The 21,325-nt window shown below is 72.9% G+C and carries 22 protein-coding genes and 1 pseudogene; 14 read left to right on the top strand and 9 right to left on the bottom strand.

Going from position 1 to position 21,325, the window contains the following annotated elements; genetic code table 11:
• The first annotated feature begins 46 nt into the window (after positions 1-46).
• The 4 genes from AB0J97_RS46465 to AB0J97_RS46450 all read left to right on the top strand — a co-directional run bounded on the left by AB0J97_RS46465 (position 47) and on the right by AB0J97_RS46450 (position 4,193).
• Positions 47-1,063, top strand: coding sequence for a zinc-binding dehydrogenase (locus AB0J97_RS46465; RefSeq protein ID WP_364102316.1), 1,017 nt, complete (start codon positions 47-49; stop codon positions 1,061-1,063).
• Between the two features lie 97 nt (positions 1,064-1,160).
• Entirely contained in the window at positions 1,161-2,690 is a 1,530-nt protein-coding gene (locus tag AB0J97_RS46460; RefSeq protein ID WP_364102313.1) for an amino acid permease, read from the top strand.
• Positions 2,691-2,809: 119 nt separating this feature from the next.
• Positions 2,810-3,646 (top strand): alpha/beta hydrolase, encoded by an 837-nt coding sequence (locus tag AB0J97_RS46455; RefSeq protein ID WP_364102310.1) that lies wholly within the window; start codon positions 2,810-2,812, stop codon positions 3,644-3,646.
• A complete protein-coding gene (locus AB0J97_RS46450) occupies positions 3,639-4,193 on the top strand; it encodes a TetR/AcrR family transcriptional regulator (RefSeq protein WP_364102307.1) in 555 nt (184 codons plus the stop codon). The genes AB0J97_RS46455 and AB0J97_RS46450 overlap by 8 nt, the downstream gene beginning before the upstream one ends.
• 4 nt (positions 4,194-4,197) lie before the next feature.
• Here the strand turns inward: AB0J97_RS46450 and lipB are convergent, their stop codons facing one another.
• Positions 4,198-4,833: a lipoyl(octanoyl) transferase LipB gene (gene lipB, locus AB0J97_RS46445; RefSeq protein ID WP_357706363.1), complete on the bottom strand. Its 636-nt coding sequence runs from the start codon at positions 4,831-4,833 to the stop codon at positions 4,198-4,200.
• Positions 4,830-5,378 carry a TetR/AcrR family transcriptional regulator C-terminal domain-containing protein gene (locus tag AB0J97_RS46440; protein ID WP_357706362.1) on the bottom strand — a complete coding sequence of 183 codons (549 nt, stop codon included), beginning with the start codon at positions 5,376-5,378 and terminating at the stop codon, positions 4,830-4,832. The genes lipB and AB0J97_RS46440 overlap by 4 nt, the downstream gene beginning before the upstream one ends.
• A 67-nt stretch (positions 5,379-5,445) precedes the next feature.
• Here AB0J97_RS46440 and AB0J97_RS46435 point away from each other — a divergent pair.
• A pseudogene (locus AB0J97_RS46435) lies at positions 5,446-6,798 on the top strand (FAD-dependent monooxygenase); the annotation flags it as partial.
• 21 nt (positions 6,799-6,819) lie between these two features.
• On the opposite strand, the gene AB0J97_RS46430 reads toward AB0J97_RS46435, so the two are convergent.
• The 3 genes from AB0J97_RS46430 to AB0J97_RS46420 all read right to left on the bottom strand — a co-directional run bounded on the left by AB0J97_RS46430 (position 6,820) and on the right by AB0J97_RS46420 (position 8,500).
• A complete protein-coding gene (locus AB0J97_RS46430; protein ID WP_125643413.1) occupies positions 6,820-7,011 on the bottom strand; it encodes a PspC domain-containing protein in 192 nt (63 codons plus the stop codon).
• A 62-nt stretch (positions 7,012-7,073) separates the two neighbouring features.
• Positions 7,074-7,583, bottom strand: a complete 510-nt coding sequence (locus AB0J97_RS46425; protein WP_364102302.1) for an HAD domain-containing protein — start codon at positions 7,581-7,583, stop codon at positions 7,074-7,076.
• Positions 7,580-8,500: an AraC family transcriptional regulator gene (locus tag AB0J97_RS46420; RefSeq protein WP_364102299.1), complete on the bottom strand. Its 921-nt coding sequence runs from the start codon at positions 8,498-8,500 to the stop codon at positions 7,580-7,582. Before AB0J97_RS46420 ends, AB0J97_RS46425 begins: the two co-directional genes overlap by 4 nt.
• 75 nt (positions 8,501-8,575) lie before the next feature.
• Between AB0J97_RS46420 and AB0J97_RS46415 the strand changes: the two genes are divergently transcribed.
• Together AB0J97_RS46415 and AB0J97_RS46410 are read left to right on the top strand one after the other, a co-directional pair.
• Positions 8,576-9,388 (top strand): NAD(P)H-binding protein, encoded by an 813-nt coding sequence (locus tag AB0J97_RS46415; RefSeq protein WP_364102296.1) that lies wholly within the window; start codon positions 8,576-8,578, stop codon positions 9,386-9,388.
• Between the two features lie 109 nt (positions 9,389-9,497).
• Positions 9,498-10,322 (top strand): undecaprenyl-diphosphate phosphatase, encoded by an 825-nt coding sequence (locus AB0J97_RS46410; protein WP_357706357.1) that lies wholly within the window; start codon positions 9,498-9,500, stop codon positions 10,320-10,322.
• A 5-nt stretch (positions 10,323-10,327) separates the two neighbouring features.
• Here the strand turns inward: AB0J97_RS46410 and AB0J97_RS46405 are convergent, their stop codons facing one another.
• Both AB0J97_RS46405 and AB0J97_RS46400 read right to left on the bottom strand, forming a co-directional pair.
• Positions 10,328-11,023, bottom strand: a complete 696-nt coding sequence (locus tag AB0J97_RS46405) for a hypothetical protein (RefSeq protein ID WP_357706356.1) — start codon at positions 11,021-11,023, stop codon at positions 10,328-10,330.
• 80 nt (positions 11,024-11,103) lie between these two features.
• A complete protein-coding gene (locus tag AB0J97_RS46400) occupies positions 11,104-12,069 on the bottom strand; it encodes a hypothetical protein (RefSeq protein ID WP_364102292.1) in 966 nt (321 codons plus the stop codon).
• A gap of 71 nt (positions 12,070-12,140) precedes the next feature.
• Between AB0J97_RS46400 and AB0J97_RS46395 the strand changes: the two genes are divergently transcribed.
• A complete protein-coding gene (locus AB0J97_RS46395; RefSeq protein WP_364102289.1) occupies positions 12,141-12,755 on the top strand; it encodes a TetR family transcriptional regulator in 615 nt (204 codons plus the stop codon).
• Here the strand turns inward: AB0J97_RS46395 and AB0J97_RS46390 are convergent.
• Positions 12,704-13,855, bottom strand: a complete 1,152-nt coding sequence (locus AB0J97_RS46390) for an MFS transporter (protein WP_364102286.1) — start codon at positions 13,853-13,855, stop codon at positions 12,704-12,706. The genes AB0J97_RS46395 and AB0J97_RS46390 overlap by 52 nt on opposite strands.
• A gap of 89 nt (positions 13,856-13,944) precedes the next feature.
• On the opposite strand from AB0J97_RS46390, the gene AB0J97_RS46385 reads away from it, so the two are divergent.
• The 3 genes from AB0J97_RS46385 to AB0J97_RS46375 are packed head-to-tail and all read left to right on the top strand — an operon-like array spanning position 13,945 to position 17,409.
• A complete protein-coding gene (locus tag AB0J97_RS46385) occupies positions 13,945-14,262 on the top strand; it encodes a helix-turn-helix transcriptional regulator (protein WP_357706352.1) in 318 nt (105 codons plus the stop codon).
• Positions 14,249-16,723, top strand: coding sequence for an ATP-dependent helicase HrpB (gene hrpB, locus AB0J97_RS46380; RefSeq protein ID WP_364102283.1), 2,475 nt, complete (start codon positions 14,249-14,251; stop codon positions 16,721-16,723). Before AB0J97_RS46385 ends, hrpB begins: the two co-directional genes overlap by 14 nt.
• Positions 16,720-17,409 (top strand): hypothetical protein, encoded by a 690-nt coding sequence (locus AB0J97_RS46375; protein WP_364102280.1) that lies wholly within the window; start codon positions 16,720-16,722, stop codon positions 17,407-17,409. Before hrpB ends, AB0J97_RS46375 begins: the two co-directional genes overlap by 4 nt.
• Before the next feature lie 133 nt (positions 17,410-17,542).
• Here the strand turns inward: AB0J97_RS46375 and AB0J97_RS46370 are convergent, their stop codons facing one another.
• On the bottom strand, positions 17,543-18,721 hold the full coding sequence (locus AB0J97_RS46370; protein WP_364102277.1) for a pyridoxal-phosphate dependent enzyme: 1,179 nt from the start codon (positions 18,719-18,721) through the stop codon (positions 17,543-17,545).
• Positions 18,722-18,778: 57 nt separating this feature from the next.
• Here AB0J97_RS46370 and AB0J97_RS46365 point away from each other — a divergent pair, with 57 nt between their 5' ends.
• The 3 genes from AB0J97_RS46365 to AB0J97_RS46355 are packed head-to-tail and all read left to right on the top strand — an operon-like array spanning position 18,779 to position 21,234.
• Positions 18,779-19,609, top strand: a complete 831-nt coding sequence (locus AB0J97_RS46365) for an SPFH domain-containing protein (protein WP_364102274.1) — start codon at positions 18,779-18,781, stop codon at positions 19,607-19,609.
• The gene (locus AB0J97_RS46360; RefSeq protein ID WP_357706347.1) at positions 19,602-19,775 is read left to right on the top strand and encodes a hypothetical protein; all 174 of its coding nucleotides are present in this window, start codon (positions 19,602-19,604) and stop codon (positions 19,773-19,775) included. Before AB0J97_RS46365 ends, AB0J97_RS46360 begins: the two co-directional genes overlap by 8 nt.
• Positions 19,776-19,794: 19 nt before the next feature.
• Positions 19,795-21,234: an amidase gene (locus AB0J97_RS46355; protein ID WP_357706346.1), complete on the top strand. Its 1,440-nt coding sequence runs from the start codon at positions 19,795-19,797 to the stop codon at positions 21,232-21,234.
• The last annotated feature ends 91 nt before the right edge of the window (positions 21,235-21,325 follow it).

Below are 21,325 nucleotides of genomic sequence, written 5' to 3'. Positions count from 1 at the left end.
GCAACGAAGCGGACCGCCGGTCCGCATGGTTGCAGGAGGACTTCCCATGCACGCATTGGTGGTCGGCCCCGGGGCCGCAGGACGGCTCGCCGACGTTCCCGAACCCGTTCCGGAAGCCGGGCAGGCGCTCGTCGAGGTGCACAGGACGTCGGTCAACTTCAGCGAGCTGCGGCACATGGGCCGACTGCCGGAGGGCACGGTGCTCGGCTACGACGCCGCCGGGGTGGTGCTGCGGCCCGCCGCGGACGGCACGGGCCCGGCCGAGGGCGCGCGGGTGGCGGCGTTCGGGGCGGGAGCGTGGGCGGAGCGGGCGGCGTTCGACACCGGCGCGCTCGCCGTGGTGCCCGACGGGGTGGATTTGTCGACGGCCGCGGCCCTGCCGATGCCCGGCCTGACCGCCCTCCGCTCACTACGCGCCGCCGGCGTCTCCCCCGGGCCACGCGGACTCCCCACCGACGTCCCGCCGGAACCGCACGGACTCTCCGTCAGCCCGCCGTCGGAGCCGCGCGGACTCATGACCGGGGCGTCGGGATCGCGGGTGCTCGTGACCGGGGCGTCGGGGGCGGTGGGGAGGCTGGCGGTGCAGCTCGCCGGGCTGGCCGGGGCGCACGTCGTCGCCTCGGTGAGCACGCCGGACCGCGCCCGCGCCCTGGCCCTCGGCGCGGACGTGGAGGTCGTGACCGGCCTGGACGGCGTGACCCCCGTGGACGTCGTCATCGAGGTGGTCGGCGGCCCGACCCTGGTGGCGGCGTGGGGCCTGCTCGCACCTGGCGGCAACCTCCAGAGCATCGGCTGGGCCTCCGGGCAGCCGGCCGTCTTCCCGCCTGGCTCGACCTTCTCCCTCGGCCCCGCGCGTTCGATGAACTCGTTCGGCGACGTCGACTCCCCCGGCCCCGACCTGGCCTTCCTGCTCGGCCTCGTGGCGGCGGGCGACCTGTCCGTCGAGATCGGCCGGCGCCTGCCGTGGGAACGCCTGGAGGAGGCCGCCGCGGCCCAGCTCGACCGCACGGTCACCGGCAAGGTCGTGCTGGACGTCGTCCCGGCGGGCCACGTTCTTTCCTGACCACATCGAAACTCATCTGTCACGCCTTGTCCCTCGGGGAGAAATGGTCTAGACCTAGACCAAACAGAGCGTCCTCCGCGCCCCCCAGGGAGACCTCATGTCACTCGAAGAGGATTCCAGGCGACTCGCCGAGCTCGGCTACAAGCAGGAGCTGGCCCGGACCTGGAGCGGCTTCTCCAACTTCGCGATCTCCTTCTCCATCATCTCGATCCTCGCCGGCTGCTTCACGACCTTCGGGCAGGCGTGGAACAACGGCGGCCCCATCGCCATCTCGTGGGGCTGGCCGCTGATCTCCGTGTTCATCCTCATCATCGGTTTCTGCATGTCGGAGCTGGTCTCGGCGTTCCCGACGGCGGGCGGCATCTACTGGTGGGCCGCCACCATGGGCAAGCCGATCCACGGCTGGTTCACCGGCTGGCTCAACCTGATCGGCCTCATCGCGGTCACCGCGTCGGTCGACTACGGCTGCGCCACGTTCCTCAACATCACGATCAGCCGCCTGACCGGCGGCGCGTGGGAGGGCACGCTCCCCCAGGCGTTCCTGCTGTTCGTGATCATCCTCATCCTGCACGCGCTCATCAACATCTTCAGCCACCGGCTCATCTCGCTGCTGCAGAACATCAGCGTGTGGTGGCACGTCGCGGGCGCGGTCGTCATCGTCGCGATCCTGGTCTTCGCGCCGTCCGAGCACCAGTCGCTCGGCTTCGTGTTCGGCGGCACGATCAACAACTCCGGATTCGGCGACGGCGACGGCGGCCTGCCCTTCTGGCTGTACGTGCTCCCGCTCGGCTTCCTGCTCACCCAGTACACGATCACCGGCTTCGACGCCTGTGCCCACGTGTCGGAGGAGACGCAGGGCGCCGCCAGGACGGCCGCCCGCGGCCTGTGGCAGTCGATCTTCTACTCGGCGATCGGCGGCTGGGTCCTGCTGCTGGCCTTCCTGTTCGCCGCGACGAACGTGGACGAGATCAACAAGCAGTCCGGCTTCGTCGGCGCCATCTTCGAGACCGCGCTCTCCTCCCCGCTGGCCACCGCGATCTTCGCGATCTCCACGATCGGCCAGTTCTTCTGCGGGATGAGCTGCGTGACCTCGATGTCGCGCATGACGTACGCGTTCTCGCGCGACGGCGCGGTGCCCGGCTGGCGGCTGTGGTCGAAGGTGGACCGCAACCGCACCCCGGTCAACGCGATCCTCGCCGGCTGCCTCATCGCCGCCCTGATCACCCTCCCCGCCCTGTACGCCCCGGCCGGCTCGACGACCCCGGTCGCCTTCTACGCCGTCGTGTCGATCGCGGTCATCGGCCTCTACCTGGCGTTCCTCATCCCGATCTGGCTGCGCCTGCGCATGGGCGACGCCTTCAGGCCCGGCCCGTGGACGCTGGGCCGCAAGTACCGGGTGCTGGGCTGGATCGCCTGCGTCGAGATCGTCATCGTGTCGATCTACTTCATCATGCCGTTCTCCCCGGCCGGCGTGCCGGGCAACAAGGACTTCGCCTGGACGTCGGTCAACTACGCGCCGATCGCGGTCGGGGTCGTGCTGATCGGCATCTGGTTGTGGTGGAGCCTGTCGGCCAGGCACTGGTTCACCGGCCCGCGCCGCACGATCGACGAGGTCCCGATCTCCTGAACTCCCCCTGTCGGCGGGCACGGCTGATCCAGCCGTGCCCGCCTTTTTTCGACGCTTGACACTCATCGGCTAAAGAGTTTAGCTTTACGGCTATAAGGGTTAGCCGAGAGGGGTTGGACATGACGGAGTTCCTGACGGTCGAGGGCGGGCAGCTCGCTTACGACGTGACCGGCGAAGGGCCGCTGATGGTGCTGGCGCACGGCATGGGCGTCGGGCGGCAGTCGTTCAGGTTCCTGGTGCCCGAGCTGGTGGCGGCGGGCTTCCGGGTGGCGACCACCGATCTGCGCGGCCACGGCGAGTCCAGCCTCGACTGGCCCTCCTACACCCGCGCCGACGTCGCGGACGACCTCCTCGCGCTGGTCCGCCACCTGGGCGGCCCGGCGGTCCTGGTGGGCCACTCGTTCGCGGGCGGGGCCGTCACGATCGCCGCCGCGCAGGCGCCCGAGCTGGTCAGCGCCGTGGTGGAGATCGGCCCGTTCACCCGGGCGCAGAAGATCGACGGCGGCGGCCTGCTGCGCAACGCCCACCATCGCAAGGGCGCCATGCTGCTGCTCGGCGCGGCGTTCCTGCGCAACATCGGGATGTGGAAGAAGTACCTCGACCACGCCATGCCCGGCGCCAAGCCCGCCGACCACGCGGAGCACATCGCGGCGCTCGAAGCCGACCTGCGCCGGCCCGGCCGGATGGCCGTGGTCTCCAAGATGGGCCAGTCCGCCCCCACCGACGCCGGCGACAGGCTTCCCGACCTGACGCGTGACGTGCTGGTCGTGATGGGCACGCTCGACCCCGACTGGGCCGACCCGCGCGCCGAGGCGGAGGGCGTCGTGGCCGCCATGCCCGCCGGGCGCGGCCGGGTCGCCATGATCGAGGGCGCGGGCCACTACCCGCACACCCAGTTCCCGGCTCAGGTGGCCGCCGAGGTGCTGTCGTTCGTCAAGGGGCGCGTCCATGCCTAGGGCGGCGCTGTCCCCGGACGCGGTGGTCGACCTGGCGGTGTGCATCGTGGACGAGAGCGGCCCCGAGTCCCTGACGCTCTCGGCGCTGGCGGCTCGCGCCGGGGTCGCGACGCCGTCGCTGTACAAGCACGTGCGCAACCTGGCCGAGCTGCGCGAGCTGCTGTCGGTGCGGATCGCCGACGAGATCGCCGGCGAGCTGGGCCAGGCGGTGCTGGGCCGTTCCCGCGACGAGGCCGTCGGCGCGCTCATGGACGCCTGGCGCGCCTACGTCACCCGCCACCCGCACCGCTACGCGATGGTCATCCAGCAGCCGCACCCGGCCATGCGGGCGTCGGGCGAGCGCCTGGTGGACATCATGCTCGCGGCGCTGCGCGGCTACGGGCTGGCCGGCTCCGACGCGATCCACGCGGCCCGCTGCCTGCGCGCGGCGGCGCACGGGTTCGCGGTGCTGGAGGCGTCGGGCGCGTTCGGCCTGCCGGAACTGCTCGACGAGAGCTACGGCCTGCTCAAGCACATGATCGTGGCCGGGGTGAGCACCCCCCGCTGACGGGTCAGGACGCCTCGAAGGCGGCCGCCACGGCGGCCCGCACGTCGTGCATGGTGATGTCGCCCAGCTCGCGCTTGAGCGAGGTCATGTCCACGTCGGGCATGCCGCAGGCCACCGCCCAGTTCCAGGGCGTGAGGTCGCCGTCGACGTTGAGCGCGAACCCGTGGCTGGTGACGCCCCTGCTCTGGCGCATGCCGATCGAGATGATCTTGCGGCCGGTCGCGGACGTCCAGACGCCGGTCAGCAGCTCCGAGCCCGGCGGGGTGTCGCGCCGCTCGGCGGCCAGGCCGAGCTTGCCCAGCGCCTCCACCAGGCGCAGCTCCACCTCGCGCACGTAGTCGACGATGCCCTGGTCGTCGCCGAGCTTGACGATGAGATAGCCCACGAGCTGGCCGGGGCCGTGGTAGGTGAGCTGCCCGCCGCGCCCGGTCTCCAGCACGGGGATGCCGCGCGAGGGGTCGGGCAGGTGTTCGGCCGGGGTGCGCCGGCCGACGGTGTAGACCGGCGGGTGGCTGAGCAGCCAGAGCGTGTCCGGCCGTTCGTCCTGCTGGCGCTGCCCGACGAGGTCGGTCATGCGCTCCATCGCCGTGTCGTAGTCGACGAGATCGTCCTGGACGAGTGTCAGCGGCCTTGCCCTCATCCTTCGAGGATAAGACGCATCCCGGACACCAGCGCACGCAGCCCGAACTCGAAGTCGCCGTCGGGATCCTCCTCCGGCCGCGCGTCGAGCGGCACGGCGGCGCCGCGCTCGTCGATCGCCGAGCCGAGCGCGAACCTGCCGACCGAGATCAGGGCCCTGATCGCCTGCTCCCCGGTGAAGCCCGCCTCGGTCAGCGGCCTGATGAGCTCCGGGACCTCCGCCAGCCGGCGCGGAGTGGGCCGGGAGCCCGCGTGCACGAGCGCGCCGTCCCGGTACGACAGCAGCGTGCGGCGGATCACCCGCCCGCGGGACATGAGCCAGTTGTCCCATTCCTGGCCCGGCTCCGGCACGTCGAGACGCTCCAGGGTGTCGGCGAGCATCTCCTCGGCCATCTCGTCGAGCAGCTCCTGCTTGTTCTTGAAGTGCCAGTAGAGGGCCGGCTGCTTCACGCCCAGCTCCTCGGCCAGCCTGCGGGTGGTCAGCCCGTCGATGCCCACCTCGTTGAGCAGCCGCAGGGCCGCGCGTACCGCCGTCCGCCGTTCCACGCTTGACAACTTATCAAAGATAAGGCTTTATCAGTGATAAGCATTTATCGTTGATAAGGAGACGCGGATGGACGTCGTCATCGCCGGGGCCGGCCCGGCCGGGCTGATGCTGGCCTGTGAGCTGCGCCTGCACGGCGTGCGCACGCTCGTGCTCGAACGGCTCGCCGCGCCCACGGGGCTGTCCAGGGCGCTCAACCTGCACCCCCGCTCGGTCGACACCTTCGCCATGCGCGGGCTGCTCGACCGGCTCGAAGACGCGCCCCAGCTGGCGTTACAACACTTCGCCGGCATGCGGGTGCTCGACCTCACGGCCACACGGACCCCGCACCCGTACGGGCTGCTGGTCCCGCAGTCGCGGGTGGAGGAGATCCTGGAGGCGCGGGCGCTGGAGCTGGGCGCGGAGATCGTCCGGGGCCGGGCGGTGACCGGGCTGGCCCAGGACGGGTCGGGCGTGACGGTCGAGACCGGCGACGGCACGACGTACCGGGCGAGCTGGCTCGTCGGCTGCGACGGCGGCCGGAGCGCGGTGCGCAAGCTGGCCGGGATCGCCTTCCCCGGCACCCCCGCCACCGTGGCCGCCTACGTCGGGGACGTCACGGTCGTCGGCGGCACGCCGACCGGCTGGCTCCGCACCGGCCACGGCCTGTTCCAGTGGCCGTTCGTCCGGCCCGACGGCTCGACCAGGATGCTGACCGTCGACTACGGCCGGGTGCACGAGGACAGGGACGCGCCCGTGACGATCGAGGAGTTCGCGGCGGGCGTACGCCGGCACCTCGGGGACGCCGCACCCGAGATCACCGGCGCGACCTGGTTGTCCCGCTTCTCCGACGCGGCCAGGCAGGCCGAGCGATACCGGGCCGGCCGGGTGTTCCTGGCCGGGGACGCGGCCCACGTGCACATGCCGTTCGGCGGCCAGGGGATGAACACCGGCCTCCAGGACGCCGTCAACCTGGGCTGGAAACTGGCCCTGGCGGTGCGCGGGACGGCCCCCGCCGGGCTGCTCGACAGCTATCACGCCGAACGCCACCCGGTCGCCGCCGACGTGCTGGCGAACACGCTCCAGCAGGTCGAGCTGGCCGCGCCGGACGCCGGGACGACCCGGCTGCGCGACCTGTTCGCCCAGCTCATGACCGTGCCGGAGGCCAACAGGAAGCTGGCCGAGGACGTGAGCGCGGTGTCGGTCCGGTACGCGCCGGGCCCGAACCCGCTCGTCGGCGCCTTCATGCCCGAGGGGCTGCGGCTGGACGACGGGCGCGGGCTGCTCGTCACCTCCGACCCGGCCCTGCTCGCCGCCGGGGCGCGCTGGGCCGATCGGGTGGACGTCGTACGCGGTGACCGCGGGCTGCTGGTGCGCCCCGACGGTTACGTGGCCTGGGCCGAACCCTGCGCGGAGCCCGCCGAGGCGGCGCTCACGCGGTGGTTCGGCGGCCCGGCCGACGCATCAGTGGGCGGAGTAGCCCCTCGGCTCCTCCGGGATGAGGATCCACATGGCGACGTAGACCACCCACAGCGGCCCGGGGATGAGCGACAGCAGCAGCCAGAGGATCCGGACGAGGGTGGGGGGCAGGCCCATCTTGTCGGCGAGCCCGCCGCAGACGCCGGCCAGAATCCTGTGCTCCCTTGAGCGGTACATGCTGTTCCTCCGTGTCGTGATGACCTACCGGTGAAACGGACAGCAGTGCCGCCGATATCCCGCTAGGGACCCTGAGAAAACCCTGTAAGGGTCAGCCACTCATGTGCCATTCCCAGATGTTCCCTGGTCAGTCCATGTCTGGGGTCGACGTGGACCAGGAGGAAATTCTCCAGACCCTGATGCACCCTGAGGTACTCCTCGTCCTGGGCCCACACCTGGTCGTCGAACCACACGAACGGCCGCCGCCCGGCGTACGCCGCGACGTACGGCGTCTTGAACATCTCGCCGTGCTCGGTCCGGGGCTGGTCGGGGTTCATGGTGATGACCGGGAGCGCGGGCAGGCCGATCCTGGGGGCGATCCACTCGTTGGCGTGGTGCTCCCAGGTGGTGGCCCAGACCAGCTCGGCGCCCGTGGTCAGGGCCAGGTCGAGGAGCCTGCGGCCGTGGCGGGGGTTGAGGTGCACGGTGTAGACGTCGGTGCCGATCGTGCAGCGGTAGCGCCGGAAGTCGGGCGTGGGGCGGCCCATCGGGTTGAGCACGCCGTCGACGTCGAGCAGCAGCAGGGGCTTCATCTCGCCGCTCCGGTGCGATGCTCCTGGGGGCTGATGCCGCGTACGCGCTTGAAGGCCGCGCTGAGCGCGAACGGGCTGCCGTAACCGACCTTCCTGGCCACCGAGCCGATCGTGGCGTCGGGCTCGCGCAGCAGGTCGGCGGCCAGCGCCAGACGCCAGTCGGTGAGGAAGGACATCGGCGGCTCCCCCACCAGGTCGGTGAACCGCCTGGCCAGCGCCGCCCTGGAGACCCCCACCTCGGCGGCGAGCGCGGCGACCGTCCAGGGGTGGGCGGGGTTGTTGTGCAACATCCGCATGGCCCTGCCCACGATCGGGTCGCCCATCGCGCGGTACCAGGCGGGCGCCTCGTGCGTGGCGAACCACGACCGCAGCACCGCGATCAGCAGCAGGTCGAGCAGCCGGTCGAGCACCGCCGACTGGCCCGGGTCGTCCTTGACGATCTCGGCGCCGAGCAGCGCGATGATCGGCCCGCCGGGCTGCACGAGCAGCTGGGGCAGCGCGTCGAGCAGCCGCCTGCTGACCTCGCCCTCCATCGTGTACGTGCCGGTGATCAGCACGGTGCCGCCCTCGGCGTCGTTGCCCCAGGTGCGCACGCCAAGGTCCATCGACTGGTACAGCGACTCCCCGTTGACGGTGGCGCAGCGCTGGCCGGGGTGGATGACGATCTGCGGCGCGGTGCCGGGGTCGTCGGCCACCACGTACGGCTCGGGCCCCCGCAGGATGGCCACCTGCCCGGGGGCGAGGCGGGTAGGCCCGCCCTTGTCCGGCATCACCCACGCCTCGCCCGACACCAGTGCCACGAGCGTGAGTGGGGCCTCGTCCTGGATGCGCATCGACCACGGCGGGTCGAGGACCGACCGGAGCAGGAAGGCGCTCCGCGCTCTCGGTCCGTCGAGCAATGCCGCGAGCTGATCCATGGGCTAGACGATCGCATATGGCAACGCGCTTCTCAACCATGGAGAGTCTTATGGGTATGACGGCTTACTAGATGCATGACGATTTTGGTTCTGGGCGGGACCGGCAAGACCGGCCGCCGCATCGCTGACCGGCTCACCTCTCTCGGCCTCCCCGTGCGGATCGGCTCCCGCTCGGCCACCCCGTCCTTCGACTGGGCCGACCGCTCCACCTGGGCCGCCGCGCTCGACGGCGTCGAGGCCGTGTACGTCGCCTACTACCCCGACCTGGCCCTGCCCGGCGCGTACGAGGACGTCCGGGAACTCACCCGGCTCGCCGCGGAGGCCGGAGTGCGGCGGCTGGTGCTGCTGTCGGGCCGGGGCGAGCCGGGCGCCGAGGCGAGCGAGCAGACCGTGCGGGACTCCGGCCTGGAGTGGACGATCGTGCGCTGCGGCTGGTTCATGCAGAACTTCAGCGAGGGCTTCCTCTTCGACCAGGTCCTCGACGGCGTGCTGGCGATCCCGGTGGCCGACGTGGCCGAGCCGTTCGTGGACGCCGACGACATCGCCGACGTGGCCGTGGCCGCCCTCACCCAGGACGGGCACGGGGGCCGCCTGTACGAGCTGACCGGCCCGAGGCTGCTGACGTTCGCCGACGCGGCGGCCGAGCTGTCGAAGGCCACGGGCCGCACGATCATCTCGATCCAGGTCACGCCGGAGGAGTACGTGGCCGGGGCGGTGGCGGCGGGCGTGCCGAAGGAGGAGGCCGAGGGGCTGACCGGGCTGTTCACCGAGGTGCTCGACGGCCGCAACGCCCACCTGGCGGACGGCGTCCGGGAGGCGCTCGGCCGTCCGGCCCGCGACTTCGCCGACTACGCCGGGGCCAACGCCGCGGCGTGGGCCGGACGCTGAGGGCGGGCCGGCTCCGGCCGACCCCGCTCAACGTTCCGGGCGGGCAACTGCACGGCCTCCGTTTCCGCTAACCTCACCCTGGTCACTCCCGTAACCGGAAGGTGTAGTCGTGATCGGCTGGCTCGAAGCGGTGGTGCTGGGGCTCGTCCAGGGGCTCACGGAGTTCCTGCCGATCTCCTCCAGCGCCCACATCCGTGTGGTCTCGGCCTTCTTCGGCTGGCAGGACCCGGGGGCGGCCTTCACGGCGGTCATCCAGCTCGGCACCGAGGCCGCGGTGCTCATCTACTTCCGCAAGGAGCTGTGGGAGATCGTCTCCACCTGGGTCCGCTCCCTGTGGGACAGAGAGCTGCGCGGCCACTGGGCCGCGCGCATGGGCTGGTACGTCATCGTCGGCACGCTCCCGATCGGCGTGCTCGGCCTGGCGTTCAAGGACCAGATCGAGACCGTCTTCCGCGACCTGCGCGTGGTCGGCACGACGCTGATCGTCTTCGGCTGCATCCTGTGGTTCGCCGACCGCACCGCGCGCAACAAGCTCACCCTGGAGAAGCACCTCAGCTTCACCCACGCCGTCGTCTACGGCTTCGCGCAGGCGCTGGCCCTCATCCCGGGCGTCTCCCGCTCGGGCGGCACGATCACGGCGGGCCTGCTGCTCGACTACCGCCGCGAGGACGCCGCCAAATACTCGTTCCTGCTGGCCGTCCCCGCCGTGCTGGCCTCAGGCGCGTTCGAGCTGAAGGACATCGGCGAGCACCAGGCCCCCGCCTGGGGGCCCACCATCCTGGCGACGCTGATCTCGTTCGCCGTCGGCTACGCGGCGGTGGCGTGGTTCCTGAAGTACATCAGCACCCACCGCTTCACCGCGTTCGTGATCTACCGCATCCTCCTGGGCTTCTTCGTCATCCTGGCGGTCACCCTGAACTGGATCCCGGCCTAGTCGATCTAGGCCGACTGGGCCGGGACGGCCGTCCGGTCGAGGGCGGGCGAAGGGTAGTAGGACGCCCAGGCCTCGTCGCCCATGCGCAGCACCTTCAGGCCGGTCCAGCCGAGGCCGACGACGGGCAGGGCCCAGAACAGCACGGTCAGGGGGCCGTACTCGATGGGGAAGGAGACGACGTACCCGACGAGGACGAGCAGCGGCACCCACCAGCCGACGAACCCGGTCCGCCACACGGCGGCGACCAGCAGCGGCAGGCCGAGCAGCCCGAAGAACATCCACGGGATCTGGAAGCCGAAGATCACGCCGGGCAGGTTCAGCATCTCGTCGAGGATCTTCTGCGCCTGGTCCGGCGGGTTGTGGCGGCCCAGCCACCACTCGACGGGGTCCATCATCAGCAGGGCGGACATCGAGATGTAGCCGACGACCGTGGCCGCGCCCGCGATGTGCCCGAGCACCGTGACCCGGCGCCTGGTGAGGTGCACCAGGCCGAGGGCCGCCAGGGCCATGAGCAGCCAGCTCCAGTGGTAGAGCGCGGACTCGGCCTGGGCGAGGGCGGGGTTGTCGCCGTAGCTGACCGCCTCCCGGGAGTCGCCCCACGTGCCGGGGTCGAGGACGACGGCCACGGTCTGGAGGAGCGGGGCCACGATGAGCAGCGTGCCCGCCGCGACGCGGCGGAAGGTCACCTGATTCCTGAACATGCCGGCGACGGTACGTGCCGGCGCCGCCACCCGTCGTCCGCCTGCTGGGCGACCGGAGGTCACCTCCGAGGCGGAGAAGATCAGGCCGCCACCGGCGTGCGCGGGACGGCGGGAGCCGCCTGCGCCCGGCGTCCCGGCAGGGCGAGCAGGACCAGGCCGAGCAGCGCCCACAGGGCCAGCACCCCGATCGGCGTCCACAGGGCGGCCCCGCCGAAGAACACCGTGTTGCGCACCGCCTCGGCGGCCGGGCCGACGGGCAGGACGCGGCCGACGGCGGCGTACCACTCGGGGATGTAGCGGGCGCCGAGCGGCCCGCCGCTCGCCGGCAGCCCGATGGGGACGAACAGCAGCGCCGCCACCCCGACGCCCGGCGTGCCGATGACCTTGACCAGCCCGGCGACCACCAGGCCGACCGCGAGCGCGATGCCCGCCGAGACCGCCACCAGCGGCCCGAAGCTGCCCGGCAGCGCGCCGAACACGACGTCGGCCAGCCACGCGTTCGCCGTGCCCGCCACCAGCGAGCCCGCCAGCAGGACGCCGGCCCGTGCCGCCAGGCCCAGCCCCGGCGCGACCCGGGCGAGCAGAACGGACAGCGCGATCCCCGGCAGGATCACGCTGAGCACGTAGAACATGCCGGAGATGCCGCCGGCGTCTCCGGGCGGCAGCGGCACGGCGTCCTCGACCTTCAGGGTGCGGCCCTGCGCCTGCGCGGCCACCTGGAAGGCAGCGGTGATCACCGTCGCCCCGGTGCGGCCGCCCGCGCTCGCCACCACCAGCCGGCCCTCCGCCGGGACCAGCACGGCGTCGACCTCCCTGTCCAGCAGCGCGGCCCGCGCGGCCGCGGCCGAGCCGTACGCCCTCAATGTGAACGCCCCGGCCCGCCGCCCGTCGATGCCGCCCTGGAGCTGCCCGACCTGCTCGGCGGGCGCGACGACGGCGACGGGGACGCCGTGCGGTTCGGGCGCGTGGAAGGCCCCGAGGAACGACCCGGCGAAGAGCATCCCGAGCAGGGCGACCCCGATGACGAGGCCAATGATCCTGCGCATTTTTCACCACCTGATGAGTTCATCGATGTTGAATTTGAGGGTAGATGAATTCCACGTGGTTGAATAGCCCCATGGCCGAGGAACGCGGAAGACGACCGGGAAACCCGCAGACCAGGCACGAGATCCTGGAAGCGGCCATGGAGTCCTTCGCCGCCCACGGCTACGGCGGCACCACGATCAGGGCCGTGGCGCGGGCCGCGGGCGTCGATCCGGCCCTGGTGATGCACTTCTTCGGCAGCAAGGACGGCCTGTTCGAGGCCGCGATCAAGGCCAGCATGCCGGTCGCGCTGATGGTCGGCGCCCTCGACGGCGACGTGCCGGGCATGGGCGAGCGGCTGGTGACCCGCTACCTGGAGCTGTGGGAGCACCCGGAGCACGGCCCCCGCCTCTCCGCCCTGCTGCACGCGGCCGCCGCCACCCCGGCCACGGCCGCGCTGCTGAAGGAGCTGCTGGGCAGGGAACTGCTGGCCCCGATCGCCCGCCGGCTGCCCGGCGGGCAGCCCGAGGTCCGCGCGCTGCTGGCGGCCTCGCAACTGCTCGGCCTGGCCATGATCCGCTACATGCTCAAGCTCGACCCGCTGGCCTCGCTGCCCGCCCGCCAGGTGGCGGCCCTGACCGCGCCCAACGTCCAGCACTACTTGACGGGCACGCTCCCGCTCGACGAGACCGCCGCCACCCGGGGGTAGGTGACCAGGGTGAACACCAGCGCCACCAGGCCCAGCCCGGTGGCCAGCACGACCACCCCGGTCCTGCCGTAGGCGTCCAGGGCCACGCCGCCCGCGATGCCGGCCGCGAAGAGGCCCACGTACTGGGCGGAGGCCAGCAGGCCCAGCCCGATCGAGACGTTGCCCGGCACCGCGGCCACCGTCCTGAACTGCTGGGCCGGCGCGATCAGCCAGCCGAGCGCGCCCCACAGGAGCGCCCAGACCAGGGCGATCGGCAGGGCCAGGTTGGCGACGGGGATCAGGGCCAGGAACACCGTGGAGGCGGCCAGGCCGATCAGCACCATCCTGCGCGGCCCGTACGCGTCGGTGAGGCGCCCGCCGAGCTGGTTGCCCACGATGCCGCCGAGCCCCCACGCCCACAGCACGGCCGGCAGCGGCAGGTCGAACAGCGACCCGATGTAGGTGTAGGCGGTGAACCCGGCGCCGAACATCAGCAGCTGCGTGACCAGCACCACCAGCACCCGCCGGTCGGCCAGCGGCGCGAACCGCTCGCCGAGCCGTCCCGACACGGCGATCCGGACGTCGGGCACGAGGGCCGCCACCCCGGCGAACCCGACCACGCCCAGGCCGACGACCAGCCACAACGTCGCCCGCCAGCCCGAGACCGAGCCCAGCCAGGTGCCCAGCGGCACACCGACGGCCGAGGAGACGGACAGCCCGCCCATCACCAGCGCCAGCGCCCGCCCGCGCCGGTCGGGCGAGGTCAGCGCGTTGGCCACGCCGGAGGCGGTCGGCGTGAACATCGCCGCGCCGGCCGCGGCCACCACCCGCGTGGCCATGACCAGCGGGTACGTCGGAGCCAGCGCGGTCAACACGTTGCCCGCGACGAACACGGCCAGCGCCGTCAGCAGCAGCCGCTTGCGCGACAGCCGGGCGGTGAGCGCGGCCAACAAGGGCGACAACACCGCGTACGCCAGGGCGAACACGGTCATGAGCTGCCCGGCGGCGGACGTGGAGATCCCGAGGTCTCGGGAGATGGGGGTGAGCAGCCCAGCGGTGACGAACATGCCAGTACCGATGGCGAAATTTCCGGCAGCAAGGGGATAGAGCCGGGAACTCATGGAACCTCCAGTCAAACAGTTGGACGCCCGTCAAACTGTCATTATTGTTGGATAGTTGTCAAACAATGAGAGGGAGGTAGGGTGCCACCATGCGCCTGCTACCGCACCCCGCGAAGGAGGACATCCAGCTCACCGAGGTCCTGCGTGCGCTCGCCGACCCCGTCCGGCTGGAGATCGTGGTCCGCCTGGCCACCCTGGGCGAGATGACGTGCACCGCCGCGGGCGACCATCTCGGCGTCCACAAGTCGACGGCCTCCCACCACTACCGCGCGCTGCGCGAGGCGGGCGTGATCGTCTCCAAGCAGGAGGGCCGGCTCAAGTACATCAGCCTGCGCCGCGGCGACCTCGACGCACGTTTCCCCGGCCTGCTCGACTCCGTGCTGTCGGCCTCGCATGCCACGACCTGACCGGCTGCCGATCCACGACGCGCTGCCCGAGCTGCTCGCCACGCTGGACCGGCACGGCACGGCGGTCCTCACCGCGCCGCCCGGCACGGGCAAGACCACGGTCGTGCCCCTGGCGCTGGCCGAGACCGGGCTGCGGGTGCTGGTCGCCGAGCCCCGGCGGCTGGCCGTACGCGCGGCGGCCCGACGCATGGGCGTCAGCTACACGATCCGCGGCGAGCGGCACACCGGGGCGAACCCCATGGTCGAGGTCGTCACCACCGGCGTGCTGCTCCAGCGGCTCCAGCGCGACCAGGAGCTCGCCGGGGTCGACGCGGTCGTGCTCGACGAGTGCCACGAACGCCACCTCGACGCCGACACCGCCCTCGCGTTCCTGCTCGACGTGCGCGAGACCCTCCGTCCCGATCTGCGGCTGCTGGCCACGTCGGCCACCGCGGACGCGGCCCCCTGGTCGCTGTTGCTCGGCGGGCCGGTGGTGGCCGCCACGGGTTCGGCCCATCCGGTGGAGACCGTGTGGGCGCCGCCGGAGCGTCCGGTCGCGCCGCCCCACGGCCTGCGCGTCGATCCCGCGCTGCTGGCGCACGTGGCCTCGGTCGTCCGGCGGGCGTACGCCGAGCGCGACGGCGACGTCCTGTGCTTCCTGCCGGGGGTGGGCGAGATCGGCAGGGTCGCGGGCATGCTGGGCGACCTCGACGTGCTCCAGGTGCACGGCCAGGCGCCCGCCCGCGTGCAGGACGCCGTCCTGTCCCCCGGGGCCGGACGCCGGGTCGTGCTGGCCACGTCGGTGGCCGAGTCGAGCCTGACGGTGCCGGGTGTCCGCGTGGTGGTGGACTCGGGGCTGGCCCGCGAGCCCCGTACCGACCACGCCCGGGGGCTCGGGTCGCTCACCACGGTCAGGGTCTCGAAGGCGTCCGCCGACCAGCGGGCCGGCCGCGCCGGGCGGGAGGCCCCGGGCGCCGTGTACCGCTGCTGGTCGGCGGCCGAGCACGAGCGCCTGGCCGACCACGCGCGGCCGGAGATCGCACTCGCCGACCTGACCGGGTTCGCGCTCCAGGCGGCCTGCTGGGGCGACGCCGACGCGGTCGGCCTGGCCCTGCTCGACCGGCCGCCGCCCGCCGCGATGGCGGCCGCCGTCCGCACCCTGGAGGCTCTGGGCGCGCTGGAGGCCGGGCGGGTGACCGGTCGCGGGCGGCGCATGGCGCTGGCGGGCGTGCATCCCCGCCTGGCCAGGGCCCTGATCGACCTCGGCCCGCGGGCCGCCGAGGTGGTGGCGCTGCTGTCGGAGCAACTGCCCAAGGACGCGGGCGACGACCTCGCCGAGGTCTGGCGTACGGCCCGGAGGGGCGGCACGGGCTTCGCCGCCCGCTGGCGCCGGGAAACCACCCGCCTCACCCGAGCCGCCACGCAGCCCCCGGCCGCCCCGCCCCCCGCGGGCCCCCGCTCCTCCGGTACCGGCTCCTCCCCGACGCCTGCGGGCCCCCGTTCCTCCGGTGAAGGGGCCGGCGGCCGGGAGGTGAGTGACGACGTGCTGGCCGGGATGGCGGTGGCGTTGGCGTTCCCGGAGCGGGTGGCGCGGCGGCGCGGCGGCGGGTACCTCATGGCGTCGGGCACGCAGGCCCAGCTCGCCGAGGGCTCCAGGCTGTCCACCGCGCCGTGGCTGGCGATCGCCGTCGCCGACAGGCCCACGGGTTCGGCCTCGGCCCGCGTGCGCCAGGCCGTGGTGATCGACGAGGAGGTCGCCAGGCTGGCCCTGCCCACGACGGTCGAGGAGGAGGTCACCTGGCGGGTCCCGCCGGGCGAGCGGCGCGGCGACGTGTCGGCCCGCGTGGTCGAACGCCTGGGCGCGATCGAGCTGTCGTCCACCCCGCTCAAGGACGCCGACGTACGCCCCGCCATCCTGCACGGCCTCCGCACCGAAGACCTGCTGACCTGGACGAGACCCGCCAGAGAACTCAAGGACCGCCTGACCTTCGCCCACCGCGCGATCGGCCCCCCGTGGCCCGCCACCGACGACCTGATCGCCCTGGCCGACCAGTGGCTGGAGCCGGAGCTGTCCAGGGCCCGCCGCCGGGCCGACGTCGAGCGCATCGACGTGGCCGCCGCCCTGCGCCGCCTGATCCCGTGGAGCGAGCGCCTGGAGAACGTGGCCCCCGAACACGTCGAGGTCCCCAGCGGCTCGCGGATCAGGGTCGACTACTCCGGCGAGCAGCCGGTGCTGGCGGTGAAGTTGCAGGAACTGTTCGGCTGGGAGGAGACGCCGCGGATCGCCGGGGTGCCCCTGCTGGTCCATCTGCTGTCCCCGGCGGGCCGTCCGGTGGCGGTGACCGCCGATCTGGCGTCGTTCTGGCGGGACGCCTACCGGTCCGTACGGGCCGAAATGAGGGGACGTTACCCTAAGCACCCATGGCCGGAGGATCCACTCACCGCGCCGCCCACCCGCCGCGTCAACCGGAGCCGACCTTGATCGACGAAGCCGTCCGCAACAACGCCGCCTGGTGCGACACGATGTGCCGGACGCACGGCCGTCCCGGCGTCTTCGGCCCGCTCGCCTGGACCAACCCGGCCAGGACCCCCGTCCTCTATCCCGACGCCGTCACGCTCTCCCCCGGCGCCGGGGCGGCCGACGTGCTCGGCGGCATCGACGCGGGCTCGGGCGCCTCGGTCAAGGACAGCTTCGGCACGCTCGACCTGCCCGGCTTCGACGTGCTGTTCTCCGCCCAGTGGATCGGCCGGCCCGCTCCGGACGCGCCGCGGCGTCCCCTCCGGGCGGCCACCGGGGACCCGGTCGTGTGGGAAGTGGCCGGCGACCCGCGAACGCTGGAGGAGTGGGCGGCGGCCTGCTTCTCCGGCGGCGCGCCCGGCCTGTTCCCGCCCGCGCTGCTCGACGATCCCGACGTGCGGCTGGTGTGCGGCCGGATCGGGGGTGACGTGGTCTGCGGCGCGGCGCTCAACGCGAGCGGCACGGTGACGGGCGTCTCGAACGTCTTCGCGGCCGGCTGCGACGAGTCCGCCGCCTGGGAGGGCACAGTGGCGATGGCGGCCGAGCTGTTGCCCGGCCGCCCGCTGGTCGGCTACGAGAGCGACCCGTCGGCCGCCCTCGCCCACGGCTTCACCACCCTCGGCCCTCTCCGCATCCTGCTCAAGCCCTGAGGGGTAGGGCCGGGCGCAAGAGGGCCGAGGGCCGGGGGCCGAAGGCCGAGGGCCGGGGGCCGAAGGCCGAGGGCCGGGGGCCGAAGGCCGAGGGCCGGGGGCCGAAGGCCGAGGGGGCGGCGGGCAGGAGGCGTCAGTCCGTCAGGTCGGCCAGGGTCAGACCCGTGCGGGCCGGGTGGGTCTCCTCGCCCACCCCCAGGTCCTTGAACCCGCTCGACGTGCCCACGCACACCACCGGCCCGTCGAAGTCCCGGCGCAGCTTCCGGTAGGCCGCCAGGCCCGCCGCCCCCGACAGCTCCTGCCACACCCCCTGCCGCGCCAGGTCCCGCTGGGCCGCGCGCATCTCGTCGTCCGTCACGAGCACCGCCTCGCCGCCGCTGTCGCGCACCGCCAGCACGCCCCGGTGCCCGCCGACCGACCCCGCGATCCCGTACGCCGCGCTGGCCCCCAGCTCGACGATCGCCGCGGGCGCCCCGTCGGCCAGGGCCCGCGCGTTGGGGCCGCCCGCGGCCGGCTCGCAGGAGAACATCCGCGGCACACCCCCGGCCAGCCCGAGCAGCCGCAGTTCGGTGAAGCCCTTCCACACCCCGAACAGCAACTCGGCGTAGCCCGTGGGCGCGAAGACCGCCGCGGGCACCCGTCCGAGCTGGAGGAACAGCTCGTACGCGATCGTCTTGTACCCCTCGGGCCCGTACGGATGGCCGGTGTGGGTCACGGTCTGGTTGCTGACCGGGTGGTATCCGAGCCGGTCCACGATCTCCCGCAGCAGCGGCCACCGCTCGTCGGCCGGCATGGAGAACACTTTGGCCCCGTACGCCCGCACGAACGCCTGCACCGCGGCCGGCGACTCCGCCGAGGCCAGCACGATGGCGGGCAGCCCGGCGCGGGCGGCGTACGCGGCGGCCGAGGCGCCGTGGTTGCCCGACGAGGCCACCACCACCCCGGCCGCCCCCTCCGCCACGGCCGCGCTGACCGCAACGCGGTTCAGCCGGTCCTTGTGCGACCAGGTCGGGTTCTGGGACTCGTCCTTGAGGTGGATCCCGTCGAACTCCAGCAGCGGGGTGCCGCCCTCGCCCAGCGTGGGCGCCTCCAGGGACGGCAGCAGCGGCGACCAGCGCGCGATGTCCGGCCCCGGCTCCTGGTCGAACAGGACCTTGTCGACGCGGCCGTAGTCGTAGACGACCTCGACCGGATAGGCGATCTCGTCGGTGCTGGTACGCGGACAGCCCTTCGTGAGCGGCGGGGACAACGGGAACTCGATCGAGGGGTCGCCCAGCGAGCGCTGGCCGACGGCAAGTGAAGATCCGTTCACGCGCATGGAGTTTATATGGCTATCATGGTGATATCACTTCGATAGCAAGGAGTCGCGATGGAACGTCGTGCTTTCCGGATCAACGGATTCCTGGTCCTGCTCGTCCTCCTCCTGCTGGCGGGCGGCGCGGCGCTGGTCTCGTTCGAGACGCTCGGCATAGCCTGGATCGTGCTCTTCGCGCTCATGGCCTCCGGCTTCACCGTGGTCAACCCCAACGAGGCGAAGGTCGTGCAGTTCCTCGGCCGCTACGTCGGCACGGTCGACGTGGCGGGGCTCCAGTGGGTGGCGCCGTTCACCACCAAGCGCCGGATCAGCCGCCGGGTCCGCAATTTCGAGACCGCCAAGCTCAAGGTCAACGACGCCGACGGCAACCCGGTCGAGATCGCCTCGGTGGTGGTCTACAAGGTCACCGACACGGCCAAGGCCGCCTTCTCCGTCGACGACTACGAGCAGTACATCGCGATCCAGTCCGAGGCCGCCGTGCGGCACCTCGCGACCACCCACCCGTACGACTCGCACGAGCCCGAGCGCACCAGCCTGCGCGACGGCGCCGAGGTCGCCGGCGAGCTGACCGCCGAGCTGCGCGAGCGCACCGAGCTGGCCGGGATCGAGATCCTGGAGGCCCGCATCACCCACCTGGCCTACGCGCCGGAGATCGCCCAGGCGATGCTCGTGCGCCAGCAGGCCGGCCAGGTGGTCGCCGCCCGCACCAGGATCGTCGAGGGCGCGGTCGGCATGGTCCAGCTCGCGCTCGACCGGCTGGCCGCGGAGGGGGTCGTGGAGCTCGACGAGGAGCGCAAGGCCCAGATGGTCTCCAACCTCCTGGTCGTCCTGTGCGGCGATCGGGCGACCCAGCCGGTGGTGAACGCCGGCAGTCTGTATGCCTGAGCGCAAGAAGCTCCTGCTCCGCCTCGATCCGGCCGTCTACGACGCCATCGCCAAGTGGGCGGCCGACGACCTGCGCAGCATCAACGCGCAGATCGAGTTCGCGCTGCGGCTGGCGTTGAAGGAGGCCGGGCGGGAGCCGGGCAGGAGCTCTCGCAAGGAAGAGTGAAAACCTGCACACTCTAGACATGTTGTGGGCAGGCAGGACCGCCATCGAGATCGCGACGGCCGTCCGGCGCGGCGAGGTGACGGCCACGACCGTGGTGGCGGAGCACCTTCGCCGCATCTCCGAACGGGATTCCCAGGTGGGCGCGTTCCGGCTGGTCAGGCAGCGGGCGGTGGACGAGGCGCGGGCGCTGGACGACCGCCGCGACCTGGCCGACCTGCCGCTCGCCGGGGTGCCGGTGGCCGTCAAGGACAACCTGGAGGTGGCCGGCGAGCCCACCCGCGGCGGCTCGGCCGCCACCCCCGGCACGCCCGCCCCGGAGGACCATCCGGCCGTGGCCCGGCTGCGCGCGGCGGGCGCGGTGGTCGTCGGGCTGACGAACCTGCCGGAGCTGGGGCTGGTCGGCTTCGGCGACGGCCCGTACGGCGTCGTCCGCAACCCCTGGAACCTCGCCCGCACCGCCGGCGGCTCCTCCTCGGGCAGCGCGGCGGCGGTGGCGGCCGGGATGGTCCCGATCGCGCTCGGCAACGACGGCATGGGGTCGCTGCGCATCCCGGGCGCCTGCTGCGGCGTGCTGGCCGTCAAGCCGGGGACCGGCCTGGTCCCCCCGCCCGCCGACGACTGGGACGGGCTCACCGAGAACGGCCCCCTGGCCACGACCGCGGCCGACCTGTCGCTCGCGCTGTCCGTGCTGGCCGCCGACCCGGCGCTGGCCGAGGCGTGGCGTACCGGCCACCGGGTCGAGCCGAAGCCGCGCATGCTCCGCTCGGTGTGGGCCGACGACGACGAGGTGTGGGAGCCGCAGCCGCCCCAGGACAGCCCGGAGCCGTTCGACCTGCGGGTGGCCTACGCCCCGCAGCCGCTGCCGCCGGGCCTGCCCGTCGACCGGGAGTTCCAGGGGGCGGTGCGAGCGGCGGCCGAGACGTTGCGGCAGGCCGGGCACACCGTGGTCGAGCACCCGCACCGCCTGCCCGCCTGGCTCGGCCCCGCCGCGGTGGCCACCTGGCTGGGCCGGGCCGCCGCCGCGGCGGACGGCCTCGACCCGCGCGGTCTTGAACGCCGCACCCGCGCACTCGCCCGCGCCGGACGCGTGCTCACCAGGATCGGTCTGGACGGCCGGCGCGGCCGCGAGCGCTGGAGCGGCTACGGCGCCGACACCTGGTTCGGCGACGCCGACGTGATGATCACGCCGGCGCTCGCCGCGCTCCCGCCGCGCGCCGACCGCTGGGCCGGGCGCGGCCTCCTGCCCAACCTGCTGGTCAACGTCAGGTACGCGCCCACCACCGGCCCCTGGAACCTGTGCGGCTGGCCGGCGATGACCGTGCCGGTCGCCACGCACTCCAGCGCGTTGCCGATCGGCGTGCAGCTCGTGGCGCCGCCGGGCGGCGAGCCGCACCTGCTGGCCCTGGCAGCCCAGCTCCAGGCGGCCCACCCGCCGCTGCGCCCGCCCGGTTTCTCCTAGATGAATGAGTCCAAGGCGTAGCTGCGGAGATAGGGCGAGGATGTCCATTCTCGGGTTGTGACGACCGAACTGGACACCCTCGCAACCGCAC

Source organism: Nonomuraea sp. NPDC049607, assembly GCF_040675375.1.
Lineage (GTDB): Bacteria > Actinomycetota > Actinomycetes > Streptosporangiales > Streptosporangiaceae > Nonomuraea.
This window is presented reverse-complemented; position numbering and strand designations above follow the sequence as displayed.